General features: G+C 69.6%; 17 protein-coding genes. 7 read left to right on the top strand and 10 right to left on the bottom strand.

Going from position 1 to position 17902, the window contains the following annotated elements; all coding sequences use genetic code 11:
- Window positions 1-188: 188 nt before the first annotated feature.
- The gene (mraZ, locus tag H2Q94_RS06715) at window positions 189-620 is read right to left on the bottom strand and encodes a division/cell wall cluster transcriptional repressor MraZ (protein WP_184481383.1); all 432 of its coding nucleotides are present in this window, start codon (window positions 618-620) and stop codon (window positions 189-191) included.
- A 529-nt stretch (window positions 621-1149) separates the two neighbouring features.
- On the opposite strand from mraZ, the gene H2Q94_RS06710 reads away from it, so the two are divergent.
- The 5 genes from H2Q94_RS06710 (at window position 1150) to istB (ending at window position 8047) form a co-directional block, all read left to right on the top strand.
- On the top strand, window positions 1150-2211 hold the full coding sequence (locus H2Q94_RS06710; RefSeq protein ID WP_243793218.1) for an AAA family ATPase: 1062 nt from the start codon (window positions 1150-1152) through the stop codon (window positions 2209-2211).
- 4 nt (window positions 2212-2215) lie between these two features.
- Window positions 2216-3475 (top strand): DUF58 domain-containing protein, encoded by a 1260-nt coding sequence (locus H2Q94_RS06705; RefSeq protein WP_243793216.1) that lies wholly within the window; start codon window positions 2216-2218, stop codon window positions 3473-3475.
- Complete coding sequence (locus tag H2Q94_RS06700) at window positions 3472-5724, top strand: transglutaminase TgpA family protein (protein ID WP_243793214.1); 2253 nt, start codon at window positions 3472-3474, stop codon at window positions 5722-5724. The genes H2Q94_RS06705 and H2Q94_RS06700 overlap by 4 nt, the downstream gene beginning before the upstream one ends.
- A gap of 302 nt (window positions 5725-6026) precedes the next feature.
- Window positions 6027-7250 carry an IS21 family transposase gene (gene istA, locus H2Q94_RS06695; RefSeq protein WP_243795577.1) on the top strand — a complete coding sequence of 408 codons (1224 nt, stop codon included), beginning with the start codon at window positions 6027-6029 and terminating at the stop codon, window positions 7248-7250.
- Window positions 7250-8047: an IS21-like element helper ATPase IstB gene (istB, locus tag H2Q94_RS06690; protein WP_243793212.1), complete on the top strand. Its 798-nt coding sequence runs from the start codon at window positions 7250-7252 to the stop codon at window positions 8045-8047. The genes istA and istB overlap by 1 nt, the downstream gene beginning before the upstream one ends.
- Before the next feature lie 530 nt (window positions 8048-8577).
- Here istB and H2Q94_RS06685 read toward each other — a convergent pair.
- From H2Q94_RS06685 to H2Q94_RS06675, 3 genes are all read right to left on the bottom strand, one after another.
- Window positions 8578-9573: an IS481 family transposase gene (locus H2Q94_RS06685; RefSeq protein WP_243795576.1), complete on the bottom strand. Its 996-nt coding sequence runs from the start codon at window positions 9571-9573 to the stop codon at window positions 8578-8580.
- 426 nt (window positions 9574-9999) lie between these two features.
- Entirely contained in the window at window positions 10000-10416 is a 417-nt protein-coding gene (locus H2Q94_RS06680) for a DUF3040 domain-containing protein (protein ID WP_243793210.1), read from the bottom strand.
- Between the two features lie 234 nt (window positions 10417-10650).
- Complete coding sequence (locus H2Q94_RS06675; RefSeq protein ID WP_243793208.1) at window positions 10651-11376, bottom strand: class I SAM-dependent methyltransferase; 726 nt, start codon at window positions 11374-11376, stop codon at window positions 10651-10653.
- A gap of 102 nt (window positions 11377-11478) precedes the next feature.
- On the opposite strand from H2Q94_RS06675, the gene H2Q94_RS06670 reads away from it, so the two are divergent.
- Together H2Q94_RS06670 and H2Q94_RS06665 are read left to right on the top strand one after the other, a co-directional pair.
- Entirely contained in the window at window positions 11479-12375 is an 897-nt protein-coding gene (locus H2Q94_RS06670) for a ParA family protein (RefSeq protein ID WP_243793207.1), read from the top strand.
- Complete coding sequence (locus tag H2Q94_RS06665; RefSeq protein WP_243793206.1) at window positions 12375-13145, top strand: DNA-formamidopyrimidine glycosylase family protein; 771 nt, start codon at window positions 12375-12377, stop codon at window positions 13143-13145. Before H2Q94_RS06670 ends, H2Q94_RS06665 begins: the two co-directional genes overlap by 1 nt.
- Before the next feature lie 164 nt (window positions 13146-13309).
- Here the strand turns inward: H2Q94_RS06665 and H2Q94_RS06660 are convergent, their stop codons facing one another.
- The 6 genes from H2Q94_RS06660 to H2Q94_RS06640 all read right to left on the bottom strand — a co-directional run bounded on the left by H2Q94_RS06660 (window position 13310) and on the right by H2Q94_RS06640 (window position 17882).
- The gene (locus H2Q94_RS06660) at window positions 13310-14587 is read right to left on the bottom strand and encodes a uracil-xanthine permease family protein (RefSeq protein ID WP_243793204.1); all 1278 of its coding nucleotides are present in this window, start codon (window positions 14585-14587) and stop codon (window positions 13310-13312) included.
- 177 nt (window positions 14588-14764) lie between these two features.
- Window positions 14765-15604 (bottom strand): phage shock envelope stress response protein PspM, encoded by an 840-nt coding sequence (pspM, locus tag H2Q94_RS06655; protein WP_243793203.1) that lies wholly within the window; start codon window positions 15602-15604, stop codon window positions 14765-14767.
- 12 nt (window positions 15605-15616) lie between these two features.
- The gene (locus tag H2Q94_RS06650) at window positions 15617-16438 is read right to left on the bottom strand and encodes a PspA/IM30 family protein (protein WP_243793202.1); all 822 of its coding nucleotides are present in this window, start codon (window positions 16436-16438) and stop codon (window positions 15617-15619) included.
- A 143-nt stretch (window positions 16439-16581) separates the two neighbouring features.
- Window positions 16582-16707: a hypothetical protein gene (locus H2Q94_RS30435; RefSeq protein ID WP_258718667.1), complete on the bottom strand. Its 126-nt coding sequence runs from the start codon at window positions 16705-16707 to the stop codon at window positions 16582-16584.
- A gap of 48 nt (window positions 16708-16755) precedes the next feature.
- Window positions 16756-17247, bottom strand: coding sequence for a helix-turn-helix domain-containing protein (locus H2Q94_RS06645; protein WP_243793201.1), 492 nt, complete (start codon window positions 17245-17247; stop codon window positions 16756-16758).
- Window positions 17248-17435: 188 nt separating this feature from the next.
- The gene (locus tag H2Q94_RS06640; protein ID WP_243795575.1) at window positions 17436-17882 is read right to left on the bottom strand and encodes a CinA family protein; all 447 of its coding nucleotides are present in this window, start codon (window positions 17880-17882) and stop codon (window positions 17436-17438) included.
- Between the last annotated feature and the right edge of the window lie 20 nt (window positions 17883-17902).

Below are 17902 nucleotides of genomic sequence, written 5' to 3'. Positions count from 1 at the left end.
GGGAAGGCCGCCACCACGGGCTCACTCGATCTCGGACGAACGGGCGGCACTCCGCACCCGGCCCGCCGAACCGCGCGAGATCCACCGCTCCTGGTGACCTCAGGTCCCAGTCCGCTCGGGGTGTTCTGGCGCCGGGGAAGGTGCACCAGGACACGTGAGCGGACCGAGGCCTCACGCCACCGGGACCGCTAGAAGACTCCGGGCAGGACCTCCTCCCGAGCCTGCGCGTAGCTCTCCTCGTGCTCGTCGAGGTAGCTCTGCCAGCTCTCGGCGTTCCAGATCTCCAGCCGGTTGATGGCGCCGATGACCACGCAGTCCTTCTCCAGGCCCGCGTAACGGCGCAGCTCGGCGGTGATCGGGATCCGGCCCTGCCCGTCCGGCCGCTGCTCATCGGTGCCCGCGAACAGGTACCGCTGGTATGCGCGAACGGATTCGTTGGTGAGCGGAGCCTCGGCGACCTTGCGGGCCATCTGCTCGAACTCGGCGCGCGGGAAGACGTAGAGGCAGTGGTCTTGTCCTTTGGTGACCATCAGCCCCCCTGCCAGTGCATCCCGGAACTTCGCCGGCAGCGTCAGACGACCTTTGTCGTCGAGCTTGGGGTTGTGGGTACCGAGGAACATCTCGGTCCACCTCCCCCTCGGGCCTGCGGCCCGACGACTCCATCTCGACGGGAGACCGGCGACGCCGACCACCCCGCACTCCCCGGAGCCGGGCGGGACCCCCGTCTGCCCCACCGAGCGCCACAGTACCCCACTTCACTCCACCGTCAACCTGGAACGCCCTCCGACACGCTGCGGCGTGTCGGGCGTTTGCCCAGCTAGCGGGCTTCTGAAGGAAAGCCCCACCGGTGGGGGGCGTGTGGGGGGCCGGTGGGGGACATCGCCGGGAACACCCTCCGGACGACCGCTGATCATGCTGCCGCGTTCCGCGGAGACCCGCCCGCCGCCGTTTCGGGTCCGGCGGTGGGGGAAGGTGGGGAACGTCCCAGGACACCGGCACCGGTACGGCGGTCGCCTGCGGTTTGGCACACTGCAAAGGCACCCGAGCGCGCGATCGCCGACCATCCGACCGCCGATCGCCGGTCGACGGGCACCCGCGGCAACGCGGACGCGGCGTGCCGCGATGCTCGGAGGAACACCTGGAGGTTGCGTGACGCCCAACATGCCCACATCCGGCACTGCGTTCGCCGGTGGCGGGCACGCCGACGCCGCCCGCGGCGACGGCGGGTACGTGCGGGAGACCGATCCCGCCACCATCGCCACGCTGCACGGCACCGTGCAACGGATCGCGGCCAACGTCGAACAGGTCCTCGTCGGCAAACCCGAAGTGGTCCGGATCGCACTGGTGACCTTGCTCGCCGAAGGCCACCTCCTGGTGGAGGACGTGCCGGGCGTGGGCAAGACCTCGCTCGCCAAAGCACTGGCCCGCTCCATCGACTGCACCGTGAACCGGATCCAGTTCACCCCGGACCTGCTTCCCAGCGACATCACCGGTGTCTCGCTCTACAACCGGCAGGCCGAGTCCTTCGAGTTCCGGCCCGGACCGGTGTTCGCGAACATCGTCGTCGGCGACGAGATCAACCGGGCCTCCCCGAAGACCCAGTCCGCCCTGCTGGAATGCATGGAAGAGGACCAGGTCACGGTGGACGGCGAAACCTATCCGCTGGACGCGCCGTTCATGGTCATCGCCACCCAGAACCCGATCGAGATGGAAGGCACCTACGCGCTGCCGGAGGCGCAGCGCGACCGGTTCACCGCGCGGGTGTCCATCGGCTATCCCGATCAGCAGGCCGAACTGGCGATGGTCGACGAGCACGCCGGCCGCGAGCCGATGGAGCAGCTGCGCCCCGTCGCCGACGCCGACCAGGTCCGGGCGTTGCTGCGCGCGGTGCGCGGGGTGCACGTGAGCACCGAGCTGCGCCGCTACGTGATCGAACTGGTCACCGCCACGCGAACCTTGCCGGAGCTGCGGCTCGGCGCGTCCCCCCGCTCCACCCTGCAACTGGTGCGCGCGGCCCGCGCGCAGGCCGCGCTGTCCGGGCGGAACTACGTGATCCCGGACGACGTGCAGAACGTCGCGGTGCCGGTGCTGGCGCATCGGCTGGTGCTGACCAGCGAGGCGCGAGCCACTCGTCGTTCCGCCTCCGACCTGGTGAGTTCGCTGCTGCGCCGGGTCGAGGTGCCGCGCGGCGACACCGGGTCTCGGCGGTAGGCGCGTGCTGTCCGGCCTGACCGTTCGGGGCCGCTGCCTGCTGGCCGCCGGCGTGGCCGCGGCGGTGTGCTCGCTGGTGCTCGACGAACGGGATCTCCTGCGGATCGCGGCGTTCGTGGCGGTGCTGCCGCTGCTGGCGCTGCTGCTGGCCGGCCGGGTACGCCACGAGGTGCGCGTGCGGCGGGAGGTGCTGCCGGGCCGGGTCGCGGTCGGCGGCAACGCAACGGTGCGGCTGCACGTCACCGGTTCCGGCAGGGTGCCGGTGGGCGGGCTGCTGCTGGAGGACGGGGTGCCGCACGCGCTCGGCGGGCGGCCGCGGTTCCGGCTGGACCACGTGCGCCGGTCGGGCGCGATGCTGGAGTACCCGGCCAGTCCCGGCTTGCGCGGCATCCACCAGATCGGCCCGTTGCGCACTCGGATCGGCGATCCGTTCGGGCTCACCGAGTTCGAGCACGAACTGGCCGGTCGCAGTCGCCTGGTGGCGGTGCCGAAGGTGGTGCCGCTGGGCGGGTTTCCCGCGGGTTCCGGACTGGGCACCGGGGAGGACGGCTCGACCCGGCTGCGCGCGGGGCACGGCGACGACGACACGATGGTCCGCGAGTATCGGCACGGTGACGACATCCGCCGCGTGCATTGGAAGAGCACCGCGAAGCGGGACGAGCTGATGGTGCGCGTCGAGGAACGGCCGTGGCACGGCGGCGTGACGGTGCTGCTGGATCGGCGTTCGGCGGCGCACCGCGGGACGGGCGCGGCGGCGAGCCTGGAGTGGGCGGTGTCGGCGGCCGCAAGCATCTGCGCGCACCTGCACGCGCACGGCCAACAGGTCCGGCTGGTCACGGAGGACGCCGCGACGCTCAGCGGCGGTCCCGGCCCGTTCGACGGCGGACAGGACGATTCGGCGATGCTGGACGCGCTGGCGGCGGTGCGGCCGTCCGCGCAGCGCGACCTGGTGTGCCCGCAGGATCCGGGCAACGGCCAGGAGCTGATCGCGGTCCTGGGGGCGACGACGACGGCCGGTGTGCAGGAGCTGACCCGGCTTCGCCCGGAGCGGGCGCGCAGCCTCGCGCTGCTGTTGGACGTGCGGACGTGGGCGGGTGATCCGTCCGAGGGCTCGTTCGCGCCGCAGCGCACCGCCGAACGGCTCCGCGCCTCCGGCTGGACCGTGGTCGTCGTCGACGGGCCGCGGTCGTCGTTGGCGGGCGCGTGGGGCAGGTTGTGCCAGGCCGCGTCGGCCGGTACCGCGGGTTCGGGGGCGATGTCGTGAGCACTCGGGTTCGTCCGGCGGACACGACGGCCGTGGCGACGCTGGCGGCAGTGGTGGCGACGCTGGCCGCTTCGACCGCGTTCGCCGGGATCCTCGGCGATGGCCGTTGGATCGTCCCGGCGGCGCTGGCGGTGGCCGTGGTCGGCGGTGTCGGCTTGCTGGGCCGCACGCTGCGCTGGTGGCCGCCGCTGATCGTGCCCGCGCAGGCCGCGGTGCTCACGATGCTGCTCTCGGCGCTGTTCACGGATCGGGCGCTGCTGGGGTTCCTGCCAGGGCCTGCCGCGTTCGCCGAGTTGTCCGGGCTGCTCGGGCAGGCTTTGACGGTGGCGCAGGAAGGCGTTCCGCCGGTGCCGGTGGAGCTTCCGCTGCAGGTGCTGCTCTGCCTCGGCTTGGGCGTGATCGCGCTGCTGGTCGATGCGATCGCGGTGAGCGGGGGCGTTCCCGCCGTGGCGGGGTTGGTGCTGTTGTGCGTGGTGGCGATCCCCGCGTCGTTGGCGCCGAACATGCTGCCGTGGTGGACGTTCGTGGCGGGCGCGGTCGGTTTCGCGCTGCTGCTGGCGTGTTCGGGCAGGCATCGCCACGGCAGTGCGGGCCGGGACCGGCTGGATCGCCGGGGTGTGGCGCTGGCCGCAGCGTCCGGTGTGGTCGCCCTGCTCACCGGCGTCGTGTTCACCGGCGTCGGCACCGAGGGCCGGTTGCCCGGCGGTGCCGCCACGGGCTACGGCTCGGGCACCGGTGGTATCGGGTTGCGGCCGTTCACGTCGCTGCGCGGCCAGCTCGACCGGGACAGTCCGGTCGACCTGTTCCGGATCAGCGGGTTACCGGAGCCGACGTACCTGCGGGCGATGACCTTGCGGCATTTCGACCCCGCTCGCGGTTGGGAGCTCGGTGCGCTCAACACGGGTGTGGACGCCCACCGGCCGCTGCCGCTGCCGACCGGAACGGACACGTTGGCACCAGGGCCGACTGCGACGGTGCGCATCGATCCGGTCGGCTATCGCGATCCGTGGCTGCCGATCTTCGGGGTGCCGAGGTCGGTGGACGGGATGGGCGACCAGTGGCGTTACGACCCGGGCAGTGGCGTTGTGTTCACCCAGACCCGGCAGGAGAGCAGACCGTACGTCGAGACGGTCACGCTGCCTTCGCCCACTCCGCAGCAGCTGCGTCAGGCGGGTGGTCCGGCGGAGGTCGACCCGGCGTACCTGAACACCGAGGGCGTGTCGCCGCGCATCGCGGAGCTCGCGCAGCGGATCACCGCGGACGCGCCGACCGACTTCGACAAGGCCGTGGCGGTGCAGCGGTTCTTCACCGACCGCTCCAACGGTTTCCGGTACGACCTGAGCACCGGTCCGTCGACGAGCGGGAACGCCTTGGAGGACTTCCTGTTCCGCGGCAAGCGGGGTTTCTGCGAGCAGTTCGCCTCGTCGATGGGCGTGTTGTTGCGCGAGGCGGGCGTTCCGACGCGGGTCGCGGTCGGGTTCACCCCCGGTTCCCGCGACGGCGACGAGCGCGTGATCAGCACGAACGACGCGCACGCCTGGGTGGAGGCGTACTTCCCGCAGTACGGGTGGGTCACGTTCGATCCGACTCCGCTGCGCGATGGCCGCACGGCGTTGCCGGAGTACTTGAACCCGCCCGCGCCCGCACCTTCCCCGGCACCGGACACCGGTCAGACGCAGCAGCCTCCGACGGACTCCGCTGCGTCCCAGCCCGAAACACCCGACCCCGGCGCGTCTCAGCAGGAGGACCCGGCACCTGAACCGCAACAGCCCGGTTCCGGCGGCGTGTGGGTCGCGACCGGCCTGATCCTGTTGGCCGCGCTGCTGCTGGGCGCCGCCCCCGCGGCACTGCGCGAGGTCCGGCGCAGGCGCCGCCTGAACGCGGTCCACGCGGGCGCACCCGGCGCCGCGGGCGTGGCCTGGCGCGAACTGCTGGACGAATCCACCGACCGCGGCGGCCCACCCGCCGACACCTCCGGCACGGTCCGTTCCACGGCGACCGCCCTCCTCAACACCCACGAGCTCGACGAGACCACCGCACAAGCAGTCCATTCCCTGGTCACCGCAGTGGAACAAGAGTGGTACGCCCCGACCGGCCACCCCGCTCCCACGGCCACCGCACCTCCGGCCGAGGCCCTCCCCCAAGTCCTCAAGGCCCTGAGCGAACACGCACCCCTCACCTGGCCGCAACGCCTGCTCCCCCGCTCAGTCCTCCCCCGCAAACCCAAGCCACAACACGGCACCACCTGAGCCGCACACCGCAGCCGACCGCCGCACCGGCCCACCCCTGCAACGCACCACCAAAGCCACGCAGTCGGCCAGCAACCCCCACCGCCTCACGGAAAAGCCCCTCCACACGGCGAAACCACGCACTCCGCGACAAACCCCACAAAGAACGACCAAAGCCACACCCACCACACGCCAAAACCGTCCCTCACAGCGATAGCCGCTTCCTCGCAGCCATAGACCGTTCCTTGCGGCGTGTCGCTTCCGGTTGAAGACTGACCCTCTGGTTCCGGGCGAGTTTTGACCCACCCATGAACGATCATGAGGTGTTGAGCGTGGAGGACTGGGCGGAGATTCGTCGGTTGCACCGGTCGGAGGGGATGGCGATTCGGGCCATCGCTCGTCGGTTGGGGATCTCGAAGAACACGGTGAAGAAGGCGTTGGCGTCGCATGGGCCGCCGTTGTATGAGCGGGCGGCGCGTGGGTCGGTCGTGGATGCGGTCGAGCCGCAGATCCGTGCGTTGCTGGCGGAGTTCCCGGAGATGCCCTCGTCTGTGATCATGGAGCGAGTCGGCTGGCAGCGCGGGAAGACGGTGCTTTTCGAGCGGGTCGCGCAGTTGCGGCCGCTGTTCAAACCGGCTGATCCTGCGTCACGGACGGAGTATCAGCCGGGCGAGCTGGCGCAGTGTGATCTGTGGTTTCCACCGGCTGATGTGCCGCTCGGGTTCGGCCAGATTGGCCGGCCACCGGTATTGGTACTGGTCAGTGGCTATTCGCGGGTCATGACGGCGGTGATGCTGCCGTCGCGACAGTCGGCGGACTTGCTGGCCGGGCACTGGGCCTTGATCAGTGGCTGGGGCCGGGTTCCCAAGGCGTTGGTCTGGGATAACGAGTCCGCGGTCGGGCAGTGGCGTGGCGGGAAACCCCAGCTCACGGAAGCGATGCACGCATTCCGGGGAACGCTGGGCATCAAGGTGATCCAGTGCCGTCCAGGCGATCCAGAAGCGAAAGGGCTGGTCGAGCGGGCGAACGGGTATCTGGAAACGTCGTTTCTGCCCGGACGTTCGTTCACCGGCCCGGCGGATTTCAACACGCAGCTACAGGCCTGGCTCTTGCGGGCGAATCAGCGCCAGCACCGCAGGCTGGGTTGCAGGCCGGTGGATCGATGGGGCGCTGATCGCTCAGCGATGCTGGTGCTGCCGCCGGTGACCGGGTGGCGACTGAGTACCCGGTTGCCGCGGGATCACTACGTCCGGCTCGATTCCAACGACTACTCGGTGCACCCGAGAGCGGTCGGTCGCCGCGTCCAGGTCGCGGCGAATCTCGACGAAGTGACAGTGACCTGCGATGACACTGAATTCGCCCGGCATGTTCGATGCTGGGCTGATCACCAGAGCATCACCGCCCCGGTCCATGCCGCCGCGGCCGTCGAGTTGCGCCGGTCGCGTCGTCTCGCTGCGCCCGGCAAGACCGATACGACGGTTGAACACCGGGAACTGACCGACTACGACCGCATGTTCGGCCTCACCAGTGCTGAGGAGATCGCCTGATGGCCACCACGAACACGACCAGTGGCCGCAACATCGCCGGCGAGATCGCCTATCTCACTCGCGCCCTCAAAGCGCCCTCGCCGGCCGGCGCGGTCGAACGGCTCGCGCAACGAGCCCGCGATGAGGGCTGGACGCATGAGGAATTCCTCGCCGCCTGCCTGCAACGCGAGGTCGCCGCACGGGAGTCTCATGGCGGTGAGGGCCGCATCCGCTCCGCGAGGTTCCCGTCGCGGAAATCCCTGGAAGAGTTCGATTTCGACCACCAACGCTCCCTCAAACGCGACACGATCAACCACCTCGGAACCTTGGATTTCGTCACTGCCAAAGAGAACGTGGTGTTTCTCGGGCCGCCCGGCACCGGGAAGACACACCTGTCGATCGGGATCGGCATGCGCGCTTGCCAGGCCGGTCACCGGGTCGCGTTCGCCACCGCCGCCGAGTGGGTCTCCCGCCTGGCCGAGGCCCACCACGCCGGCAACCTGCAAGCCGAACTGGTCAAGCTCCGCCGGATCCCGCTGATCATCATCGACGAGGTCGGCTACATCCCGTTCGAGGCCGAAGCGGCGAACCTGTTCTTCCAGCTCGTCTCGTCCCGATATGAACGAGCGAGCCTGATCGTCACCAGCAACAAGCCCTTCGGGCGCTGGGGCGAGGTCTTCGGCGACGACGTCGTCGCAGCAGCCATGATCGACCGCCTCGTCCACCACACCGAGGTCGTCTCCATGAAAGGAGACAGCTACCGACTCAAAGACCGAGACCTCGGCCGCGTCCCCGCAGCCACCAAGACCAACGACTAACAACCAACCCGGGTGGGTCAACATTCACCCGGAACAACCGGGTCACGATTGAACCGGAGTTGACACGGCGATAGCCGCTTCCTCGCAGCAGCCGTAGACCGATCCTTGCGGCGATAGCTCGTGCCTCGCGGCGAAGCCGTGCACTGGGCGGCGAAGCCCGCCAAGGGCAAAGCGAAGCAAGCCTGCCTCGCGGCCAAAGGCCGTGCCTCGCAGCCGAAGGCCGTGCCTCGCGGCCAAAGGCCGTGCCTCGCGGCCAAAGGCCGTGCCTTGCGGCGATAGCCACGCCTCGCAGCCGAAGGCCGTGCCTCGCGGTCAAAGGCCGTGCCTCGCGGCCGAAGGCCGTGCCTCGCGGCCGAAGGCCGTGCCTCGCGGCCGAAGGCCGTGCCTGTATGCGCGTCAGCGCATAGCCCACGCACGCAAAACGACCACAGGCGGGTTCTCAGCGGCCTTCTCGCGAGGACAGCCATTTCGCTGTGTATCGGACATACATGAGAAATGGATCCCGCAGCGAGAAGGCCGCTGAGGTTCCGCTACCTGTTGTGTCTTGTGAGGTTGGGGACGCGGCTGGCGGGTGGGTGGCCGCCGAGTGCGGTGTGGCCGCGGTGGTGATTGTAGGTGTGGAGCCAGTGTGGGAGGGCGTTTCGGCGTTCGGTGTCGGAGAGGTAGAGCTGGGCGTAGGCCCATTCGTCGAGCAGGGTGCGGTTGTAGCGTTCGACTTTGCCGTTGGTTTGGGGTCGGTAGGGGCGGATGCGGAGGTGTGTGATGCCGGCGGCGGTGAGTGTGGCGGTCCAGAGGTGGGAGCGGTAGCAGGAGCCGTTGTCGGTCAGTACTCGGAGCACGGTGATCCCGGCATCGGTGAAGAATGTGTGTGCTCGTTGCCAGAACGCGGCGGCGGTTTCGCGTGTCTCGTCGGGAAGGATTTCGGTGTAGGCAAGCCGCGAGTGGTCATCGACGGCGTTGTGCAGGTAGCTGTAGCCGATGGCGGGTTTCTTCCCGCCGGCGCGGCGGCGGTCGGTGACGGTGGCCTGGCTGTTGTGGCTGCCGGCCTGGCGGCCGAGGACTTTGCTGCCGCCGCCGTCGGGGACGTTGCCGACTTTCTTGATGTCGACGTGGACGAGGCCGCCGGGCTGCGGGTACTCGTAGCGGCGGATCACCCGCCCGGTGGCCCGGTCCAGGTGTGCGAGCCGGGCCAGCCTGTAGCGGCCCAAGACCCGGTGCACGGTAGCCGGGTTCAAGCCCAGCAAAAACGCGATCCGTGCCGGCCCCCACCGGCGGATCACCCGGACCTTGATGATCCGCCGCTCGGTGCGCGACGGAGTGCGCCGCGGACTGTGATGCGGACGCGAGGACCGGTCTGCCATCCCCGCCTCGCCCTCGGTGCGATACCGATCCGCCCACCGTTGCGCGGTGCTGGGCGAGACTTGGAAACGCTCAGCCGCACGCCGCAACGGCCAGCGATCGTCCACGACACACCGAGCCAGACGCAGCCTGCCCGTCTCAGTCAACGGAGCGTTACGGTGACACACGAGGACCTCCAGGTATTCGGTGCAGATGTCGTGATCCACACCGAACCCGGAGGTCCTCACTCATTCCAAGATCATCCGCCCCGTGTCCCCCGTTCACAACCTCCCGAGACACAACAGCTACCCAGACACCCCAGCAACAAGAGCCCTGGAAGTAATCACTAAAGACGACCTTCCACGCACCACACCAACCACACACCAAGCCAGAGGAAGGCTCTAAAACCAACCTCCCACACCCCACAGCCACCACACGCCAAGCTGGGGAAGGCTCTAAAACCGGCCCCCCACGCCAAGCCGAACAAGACTCCAAACCCCCACCCACACGCCAAGCCGAACAAGACTCCTAAAACCCAACAAACCCGGCGACCGAGGATCCAAGGTCACCGGGTTGAAGGGTGTGAATGGGCTGTTGTCCGGGTTTCCCCAGAACTACTGCTCGAACCGCCTGCGGAAGCGTTCTTCCATCCGCTGGGTGAAGGATCCACGTTCCCGTGGTTCGGGCTTCTTCCGGTCATCACCGGATGAGCCCGCGTTCTCCTCCCCTTCGGATTCCGCTTCCTGGCTGCCACCACGCATCGCGGACAGCACCAGTACTGCTCCGCCGAACATCACGAGGAAGCCGACCACGCTCACCACGGGGATATCGGCCGGTTTGACCGGTATCACCACACCGAGCACCAGCAGGATCAACCCCAGCGCGAACACGGCGATGCCTTGCAGGCGCCGCCGTCGCGACGGACGGTGCAACCGTCCACCGCGCACGGTGGAGACGAACTTCGGATCCTCGGCGTAGAGCGCGCGCTCGATCTGGTCGAGCAGTCGCTGCTCGTGCTCGGAGAGTGGCATGGCTCCTCCTCCGGCACAGGTAACTCAGTGGCGCCGGAGACTCGGAGGGCACGCCTCCGAGTGGGAACCCGGCGAACGCTTGGGGGCGTCACCGTCGAGGATACGGTTCCCGCGACGCCACGACTACCCGCAGGGGTCAGGTGACGTGTGCAAGGTTGCCGACATCATCCCCTCGGATCAACCGAACGGCCCAACAGCTGGGATTCGGTCCAGGGCTCGGGCGGTCGCCGCCGATCACCTTTGGAGATGTCCGATCGCGTGCAGCCTGGTCGCGATGTCCCGCAGCGGCGGGGTGGCGGCTGCCGCGCGTTCGAGATCGGCGAGGGTGTCGGCGCCTTGACCTTCGTGGACCGATCCGGGCACCAGGTCGGTGAACACGCCTTGCCCTTGCACGAGATCCACGGCGAGGCCGGCTTCCCGCATTCGCCGGGCGAGTTCGTCTCCGTCGAATCGGCGCAGCACGGTGTCCCCTTCTCCGTCGTGCCTGCCGTCGGGGTCTTGGAGCACGTGCAGCGCGTCGGCGGGCCGTCCCGCGAGTGCGCGGGCCAGTACCGCCGCGTACCGGTTGGACACCAGCACCGACACGGCTCCGCCGGGGGCGGTGGCGGCGACCAGCGAGTTGAGCGACGCGCCCACGTCGTCGACGTATTCGAGCAGTCCGTGGCCGAGCACCAGGTCGGCGCCGCCGGGCGGCGCGTACGCGTGCAGCGCCTCGGTGTCGCCTTGCAGCGCGGTGATCAGCTGGGCGACGCCGGCGTCGGCGGCGCGGCGTTGCAGGGTCGCGAGCGCGTTCGGGCTGGGATCGACGACGGTGACCTCGCAACCAGCGGAGGCCAGCGGTACGGCCCAGACTCCGCTGCCGCCGCCGACGTCCAGCACGCGGGGCGGGCGTCCTCCCTGGCGCGCACGGGCTTCGGTGATCTCTTCTTCCAGCACCCGGTGGACGGCGTCGGATCTCATGGCGAGCAGCGTAATGGCGGGTCAGGCGGGGCGACGCACCGGCGGGGCGGGACGGAGGGCGCAGCAGCACACGAGATCGGGGCTGTTCCGTAGGCTACGGGCGTGCAAACGGTGGCAGTGCTCAGCCTCAAGGGCGGTGTCGGGAAGACGACCGTGGTGCTCGGGCTCGCTTCGGCGGCCATGCGCCGCGGCGCGCGGACCTTGGTGGTCGATCTGGATCCGCAGTGCAACGCGACGGCCGCGCTGGAACCGGACGAGACCCGGCTCGGCATCAGCGATGTCCTCGCCGATCCGCGGGCGGAGGTGGTGCGTTCGGCGGTCGCTCCCAGCGGTTGGGGCGAGGAGGTAGACGTCCTGGTCGGTTCGGAGGACGCCGAGCTTTACAACGGCGGCCCGGATGACGGCAAGGGCGGTTTGGCGAAGCTCACCGAGGCGCTCTCGGCGTTGGACTCGTTGATCGCCGATGGGGAGTTGCCGTATCAGCTGGTGCTGTTGGACTGCCCGCCATCATTGGGCAGGTTGACCCGGTCGGCGTTGATCGCCGCTGATCGGGCGCTGCTGGTGACCGAGCCGACGATCTTCGCGGTGTCCGGGGTGCAGCGCGCGTTCGAGGCGGTGCAGGCGGAGCGGGCGGCGAACAATCCGCGGCTGCAGCCGCTGGGCGTGGTGGTCAACCGGGTGCGGCCGCGGTCGCACGAGCACCAGTTCCGCATCGAGGAGTTGCGGGAGATCTTCGGCCCGCTGGTGATGCCGGTGGCGTTGCCGGATCGGCTCGCGGTGCAGCAGGCGCAGGGCGCGTGCCTGCCGATTCACCAGTGGGGCACGCCGGGCGCCCGTGAGGTGGCGTTGGGCTTCAACCTGCTGCTGGCCCGCACGTTGCGCGCGGGTCGCCGCAGGCAGGGCGCCGAGCCTGCTTTGGACGATTCGTTCGACGACGATCCGGGCGATCACGACCTCGACACCGGCGAGCTCGACGACGGGTCGCTGCCGGGGGCCTGATGCCCGAGGGGGACACGGTGTTCCTGACCTGCCATCGCCTGGATGAGGCGTTGGCGGGGGAAACGGTGCTGCGCGGGGAGTTCCGGCACCCGCGGCTGGCCGAGGTGGATGTGAGCGGCCGGACGGTGCGTGAGGTGCGCCCGGTGGGCAAGCACCTGCTGGTGCGCTTCGCGGACGGTTGGACGTTGCACAGCCACCTGCGCATAGACGGCGCCTGGCACCTGTACCCGCCGGGTGCCCGGTGGCGTCGCCCGGCGCACCAGGTCCGTGCGGTGCTCACCGTCGCGCGGCGCAGCGCGGTGGGCTTCGACTTGCACGAGCTGCGGTGGGTCCGCACGTCGGACGAGGACGGGCTGATCGGGCATTTGGGTCCCGATGTGCTGTCCCCGGAGTGGGATTCGGCGATGCACGCCGAAGCGGTGCGCCGCCTCGCCGCGGATCCGGAACGCGCGGTGGGTTCGGCGTTGCTGGATCAGGCGGTGCTGGCGGGGTTGGGCAACATCTACCGGACGGAGGTGTGCTTCTTGCTGCGACGGGCTCCGTCGACGCCGATGGCCGAGATCGACGCGGATCGGGCGGTACTGCTGAGCCGTCGCTTGCTGTTGCGCAACGCCTGGCACCCGGAGCAGTCCACCACGGGTGATCCGCGGCGTGACGCCCGGCATTGGGTGTACGGGCGGCGCCGCTGCCTGCGTTGCGGCGGCCCGGTGACCCGGAGCGCGTACCCCGGTGATCGGATCACGTACCACTGCCCGCACTGCCAGCTTTGATCGTCGGCTTTCGCACAGGCGCGACGTTGTGGTGCGGTGGCATCGGCCTGATCCGGACAGCGGCCCACCCTGGAACCGCCTCCCACGCTCACGGTTCAGTGTCCTGTCAGCGGCGAAACCGCTGAAGGTGCCGGCCACCGGACCGAGCGAAGTTCAAGCACTGCTCAGACCGCGCGGTGCGCCGAGACGGCGTCGGCGAGGCTTCGCAGGGCCGGGTAGACGAGCACGATGCCGATGGAGCCCCACACCAGCCCGGTGAGGCGCAGCGCTCCCAGCGACAGCGTCAGGTCGCCGACTCCCGCGATGAGTGCGGTGCCGAGCACGGCGAGGTTGACGGGGTCGGCGAAGTCGACGCCCGCTTCGCTCCAGATCCGCACGCCGACCAGTGCGAGCACGCCGACGACGACGAACATGGCTCCGCCGACCACGCCGAGCGGGATGGTGCTGATCAGCGCGCTCAGCTTCGGGCAGAACGCGAGGACGACGGCGGCGACGGCGGCGATCATGCACGCCGCGGTCGAGTAGACCCGCGCCGCGGCCATCACGCCCACGTTCGGGGCGCTGCTGCTGAGCGCGGAGCCGCCGCCTGCTCCGGCCAGGGTGGTGGCGAGGCCGCCGCCGATGAGGGCGTCGCCGACCTGACCGTCGAGGTTCCGTTCGCTCATGGCGGCGACGGCTTTGACGTTGCCGACGAGTTCGGCGAGCACCACCAGCACCATCGGCGCCACGAACGGCACCGCCGACAGGTGCAGTTGTGGTGCCACGAATTCCGGGAAGCCGAACCAGGGTGCGCGGGCGAGCGCGTCCAGCCGGGCCGGGTCGACCTGGCCGAGCAGTGCGGCGCAGATCCAGCCGCCGAGCACGCCGAGCAGCACCGCCAGCCGCCGCGCCATGCCCCGGCTGAGCACGGTCGCGAGCACCACGATCACCAGGGTGATGGCACCGGGAACGGGCTGGACGCCGAACGAGGACACGGATTGCGGCGCGAGGCTCAACCCGATCATCAGCACGATGCCTCCGGTGACGACCGGGGGCATCGCGGATTCCAGCAGGCGAACGCCGAGCGCTTTGACCGCGACGCCGAAGGTGAACACGACCAGGCCCACCATCATGATCGCGCCGAGCAGCGCGCCTTGTCCGGCTCCGCCGTGGTCGACGGCGGCGCTCATCGGTACTACGAACGCGAAGGAGGCACCCAGGTAGGCGGGTACTCGATTGCGGGTGATGAGCAGGAACAGCAGGGTGCCGAGGCCGGAGAGCAGCAGCGTCGTCGAGGCGGGGAATCCGGTCAGCAGCGGCACGAGCATGGTGGTGCCGAACATGGCGATCAAGTGCTGCAAGCCGAACCCGAAGGTCAACGGCCAGCTGAGCCGTTCACCGGACCCCACGACCGCTTCGTCCACCAGCTGACGACCGTTGCCGTGCACGGTCCACAACGCCACATCGCCCTCCCGACTTTCCCCTCCCCGGGGAACGTTGCCACGTAACGTAGCGACGGTGGGAAGATTACTATTCAGCATCACATAATCAACCCGTTACGGGCTCATTCGAGTGAAAAATGAGTTAGGTGTGCTGACGTGGAGTCATCAGAGCGTCGTGCTTCGCCAGTGCTTCGGGCATCACTGGCGCGACGGATCGGTTGATCCCGCGGCGCCGCTGCCCCAGCCCAGTTCGTGCAGTGCGGTGGCGAGTCCGGCCAACCTGTCGGTGGCGTCCTGCACGGCGTGGCGCTGTTCCGGCGCTCCGCTGGCGGCGACCGCTCGTCCGGCGGCGGCCACCAGGTAGCGGTAGCCCTCGATGCCTTCGTCGAGTTCGGTGCGCAGCCGCTTCGCCTCCGCGCGCAGCTCGTCCTGTTCGGTCGCGGGCACGTGCGGCAACGCCGCCTCCACCGCCTGCAACCGGGAGGCGACCTCGCGCAGCGCCGTCGCCGCCCGCTGCGCCGTGGCCCTGGCGTCGGCCGCTTCGCCGAATCCGTCGGCGTCGAGCCGGTTCAACGCCTGGTGCATGCTCTGCTCGGCATCGCGCAGCAACCGCATCGGTTCGCGCGCCTGCGAGCTGCTCGGCGGCAGCTCCACCGGTTCGGGAGCGGCTTCGGGCAGCGGTGTCTTGAGCAACCGCCGGTAGCGCCGCCACTCGGTGAACGAACCGAACGCGGCCGCCACCGCGACACCGCCGATGCCGAACGCGGCGACGTCCAGCGACGTCTCCAGCGCACCCGCGGGCAGCAGAATTCCGAACGCCTCCGGCGAGAACGACCCGAAGGCACCCACGCCGAGCACACCGGTGCTCACCGCCCCCGCGGTGGCGCTTTGCCGTGCGCGCTTGCGCTTGCGCAACAGCCGCGCCCGCGGGTCCCGCCACTTGGCGAACTTGCGGCGGACCTCGCCCGCGACGGGGCCGCGCAGCTCACGCAGCGCGGCCTCGCCCCATTCGGCAAGTTCGTTCTTCCGCCGAGACATCGTCCGGCTCGATCAGGCCTGGCCGGTCTGCGGGTTCTGCTGCTGCTGGGGGCTGGTGGCCGGTTCGGCCGCCTGCCCACCTGCCTGCTGCCCCCCGGTGACCTGCTGCTGGCCGCCGCCCATCGAGGCACGCAGCTGCTCCAGCCGGTTCGCGCCCGCGGCGTCGACGGAGGCCTGCTGGACCTCCATCATCCGGCCCTGCACGCTGTTCTGCGCCAGCTCCGCCTCACCGAGCGCGGTCGAGTAGCGGCTCTCGATCTTGTCACGCACCTCGTCCAACGACGGGGTGTTGCCGGGCGCGGCCATGTCGCTCATCTGCTTGAGCGAGTTGGACGCCTGCTCCTGCATCTTCGCCTGCTCCAGCTGGCTGAGCAGCTTCGTGCGCTCGGCGATCTTCTGCTGCAGCATCTGCGAGTTGCGCTCGACGGCCTGCTTGGCCTGCTCGGCCGACTGCAGCGACTGGTCGTGCAACGACTTGAGGTCCTCCACCCCCTGCTCGGCGGTGACGAGCTGGCTCGCCAGCTGGCTGGCGGTCTCCTCGTACTTCTGCGCCTTCTCGACGTCGCCTTCGGCGCGCGCCTGGTCGGCCATCACCAATGCCTGCCTGGCCGAGGACTGCAGCTTCTCCACTTCACCGAGCTGGCGGTTGAGCTTCATCTCAAGCTGCCGCTGGTTACCGATCACCGAGGCCGCCTGCTGGGAGAGTGCCTGGTGCTGGCGCTGCGCATCCTCGATGGCCTGCTGGATCTGCACCTTCGGGTCGGCGTTCTCATCGATCTTCGATGAGAACGACGCCATGAGGTACTTCCAGAACTTCACGAACGGATTGGCCATCTCCTCCGCCTGCCTTCTCTCCTGCCGGTGCTGCCCGTGCGCGTAATGCGACCGCCGCGAACCTCGACCCGACGCCTGAGGTCCGGCGAGCCGGCTTCAGCCATGTCGTGTCCCGTTCCCACGGTGCCGCCGAACCCATCGTGTCAGGGCACGGTGTCCGGTTCCACCAGGATGCGTAGATCTCCGGGAAATTCCCCCGACGACCACGAGCGGTCACGACATGATCGAACCAGCACCGCCACCCGGGCCTGCGCCCGGGTGGCGGTCACGATCCGCACGGTCCACCTGATCAACGCGGCGGACCTCTGCAAGGTTCCTCAGGCGGCGACCACAACGCCGCCGGAGCTGCGCAGCGGCGGGCTGATCCGCTGGCTGAGCACCGGCTGCAACCGGTGTTCCTCGGTGAGGTCCTCGCTGGAGAGCTGCGCGTCGATACCCGCGGCCTCGGCTTCGGCGAAGTCGGCGCCGGACAGATCGGCCTCGCTGAGGTCGGTCCCCATCAGGCTCGGCACGAGGCGGCCACCGTCGAAGTCCGCGGCCCGCTGCTCGACCATCGCCGGGGCGAGCACGGAGCCCGAGCCGTCGAGGTCACCGGCGACCGTGACCAGCAGCTCCGGCAGCGGCAGGTCCAGCGCACCGCAGATCGAGGACAGCAGCTCGCTCGACGCCTCCTTGCGACCCCGCTCCACCTCGGAGAGGTAGCCGAGGCTAACCCGGGCGGCGCGCGAGACATCTCGCAGCGTACGAGACTGAGCGGTCCGGGCGCGGCGCAGCCTTTCACCGACTGCTTCCCGCAACAACACGGTCATCGCGCGCCTCCCTCCTTCGTCGCTTACATCGTGCGCTACGCGTCAACGCCCCCTACGTTACTCATCGCAACGCGGTTTACGAGAGCGATCACCCTCTAATCCGCCGAGGGCGAACGTTCCCGCACCACCGCGCCACCGTGAATCGGTGACGATTCCGCAGCACTGGGCTGTGCGGACACTCCAAATGCTCAACGAAGAATCGTGGCGAAGTGTTCCAACGACACTCGAACGGCCGCCGTCCGCACGGCGGCGCGATCACCGTCCAGTCGCGTGGAGAGCACGGTCGTGCCGGTCGGCCCGGCGAATCCGAGGTGCACCGTTCCCGGCGCGGCCCCGTCCTGCGGGTCCGGTCCGGCCACCCCGGTCAGGCCCACTCCCCAGGTCGCGCCGCAGCGATCACGGGCGCCGAGCGCGAGCTGTTCGGCCACGTTCGGCTGCACCGCGCCACCGGTGACCAGCAGTTCCGCGTCCACCCCTGCGAGCTGGGCTTTCAAATCGGTGGCGTAGACGATCAGCCCACCGCGCACCACCGCACTGGCGCCGGGCACGTCGGTCAGCGTCACCGCCAGCAGCCCCGCGGTCAGCGATTCGGCGGTGGCGATCGTCTCCCCGCGGGCACGCAGCAACCCCAGCACTTCGGCGGCGGGCTCGGTGC

The sequence above is a fragment of the Saccharopolyspora gloriosae genome, from assembly GCF_022828475.1.
GTDB lineage: Bacteria > Actinomycetota > Actinomycetes > Mycobacteriales > Pseudonocardiaceae > Saccharopolyspora_C > Saccharopolyspora_C gloriosae_A.
This window is presented reverse-complemented; position numbering and strand designations above follow the sequence as displayed.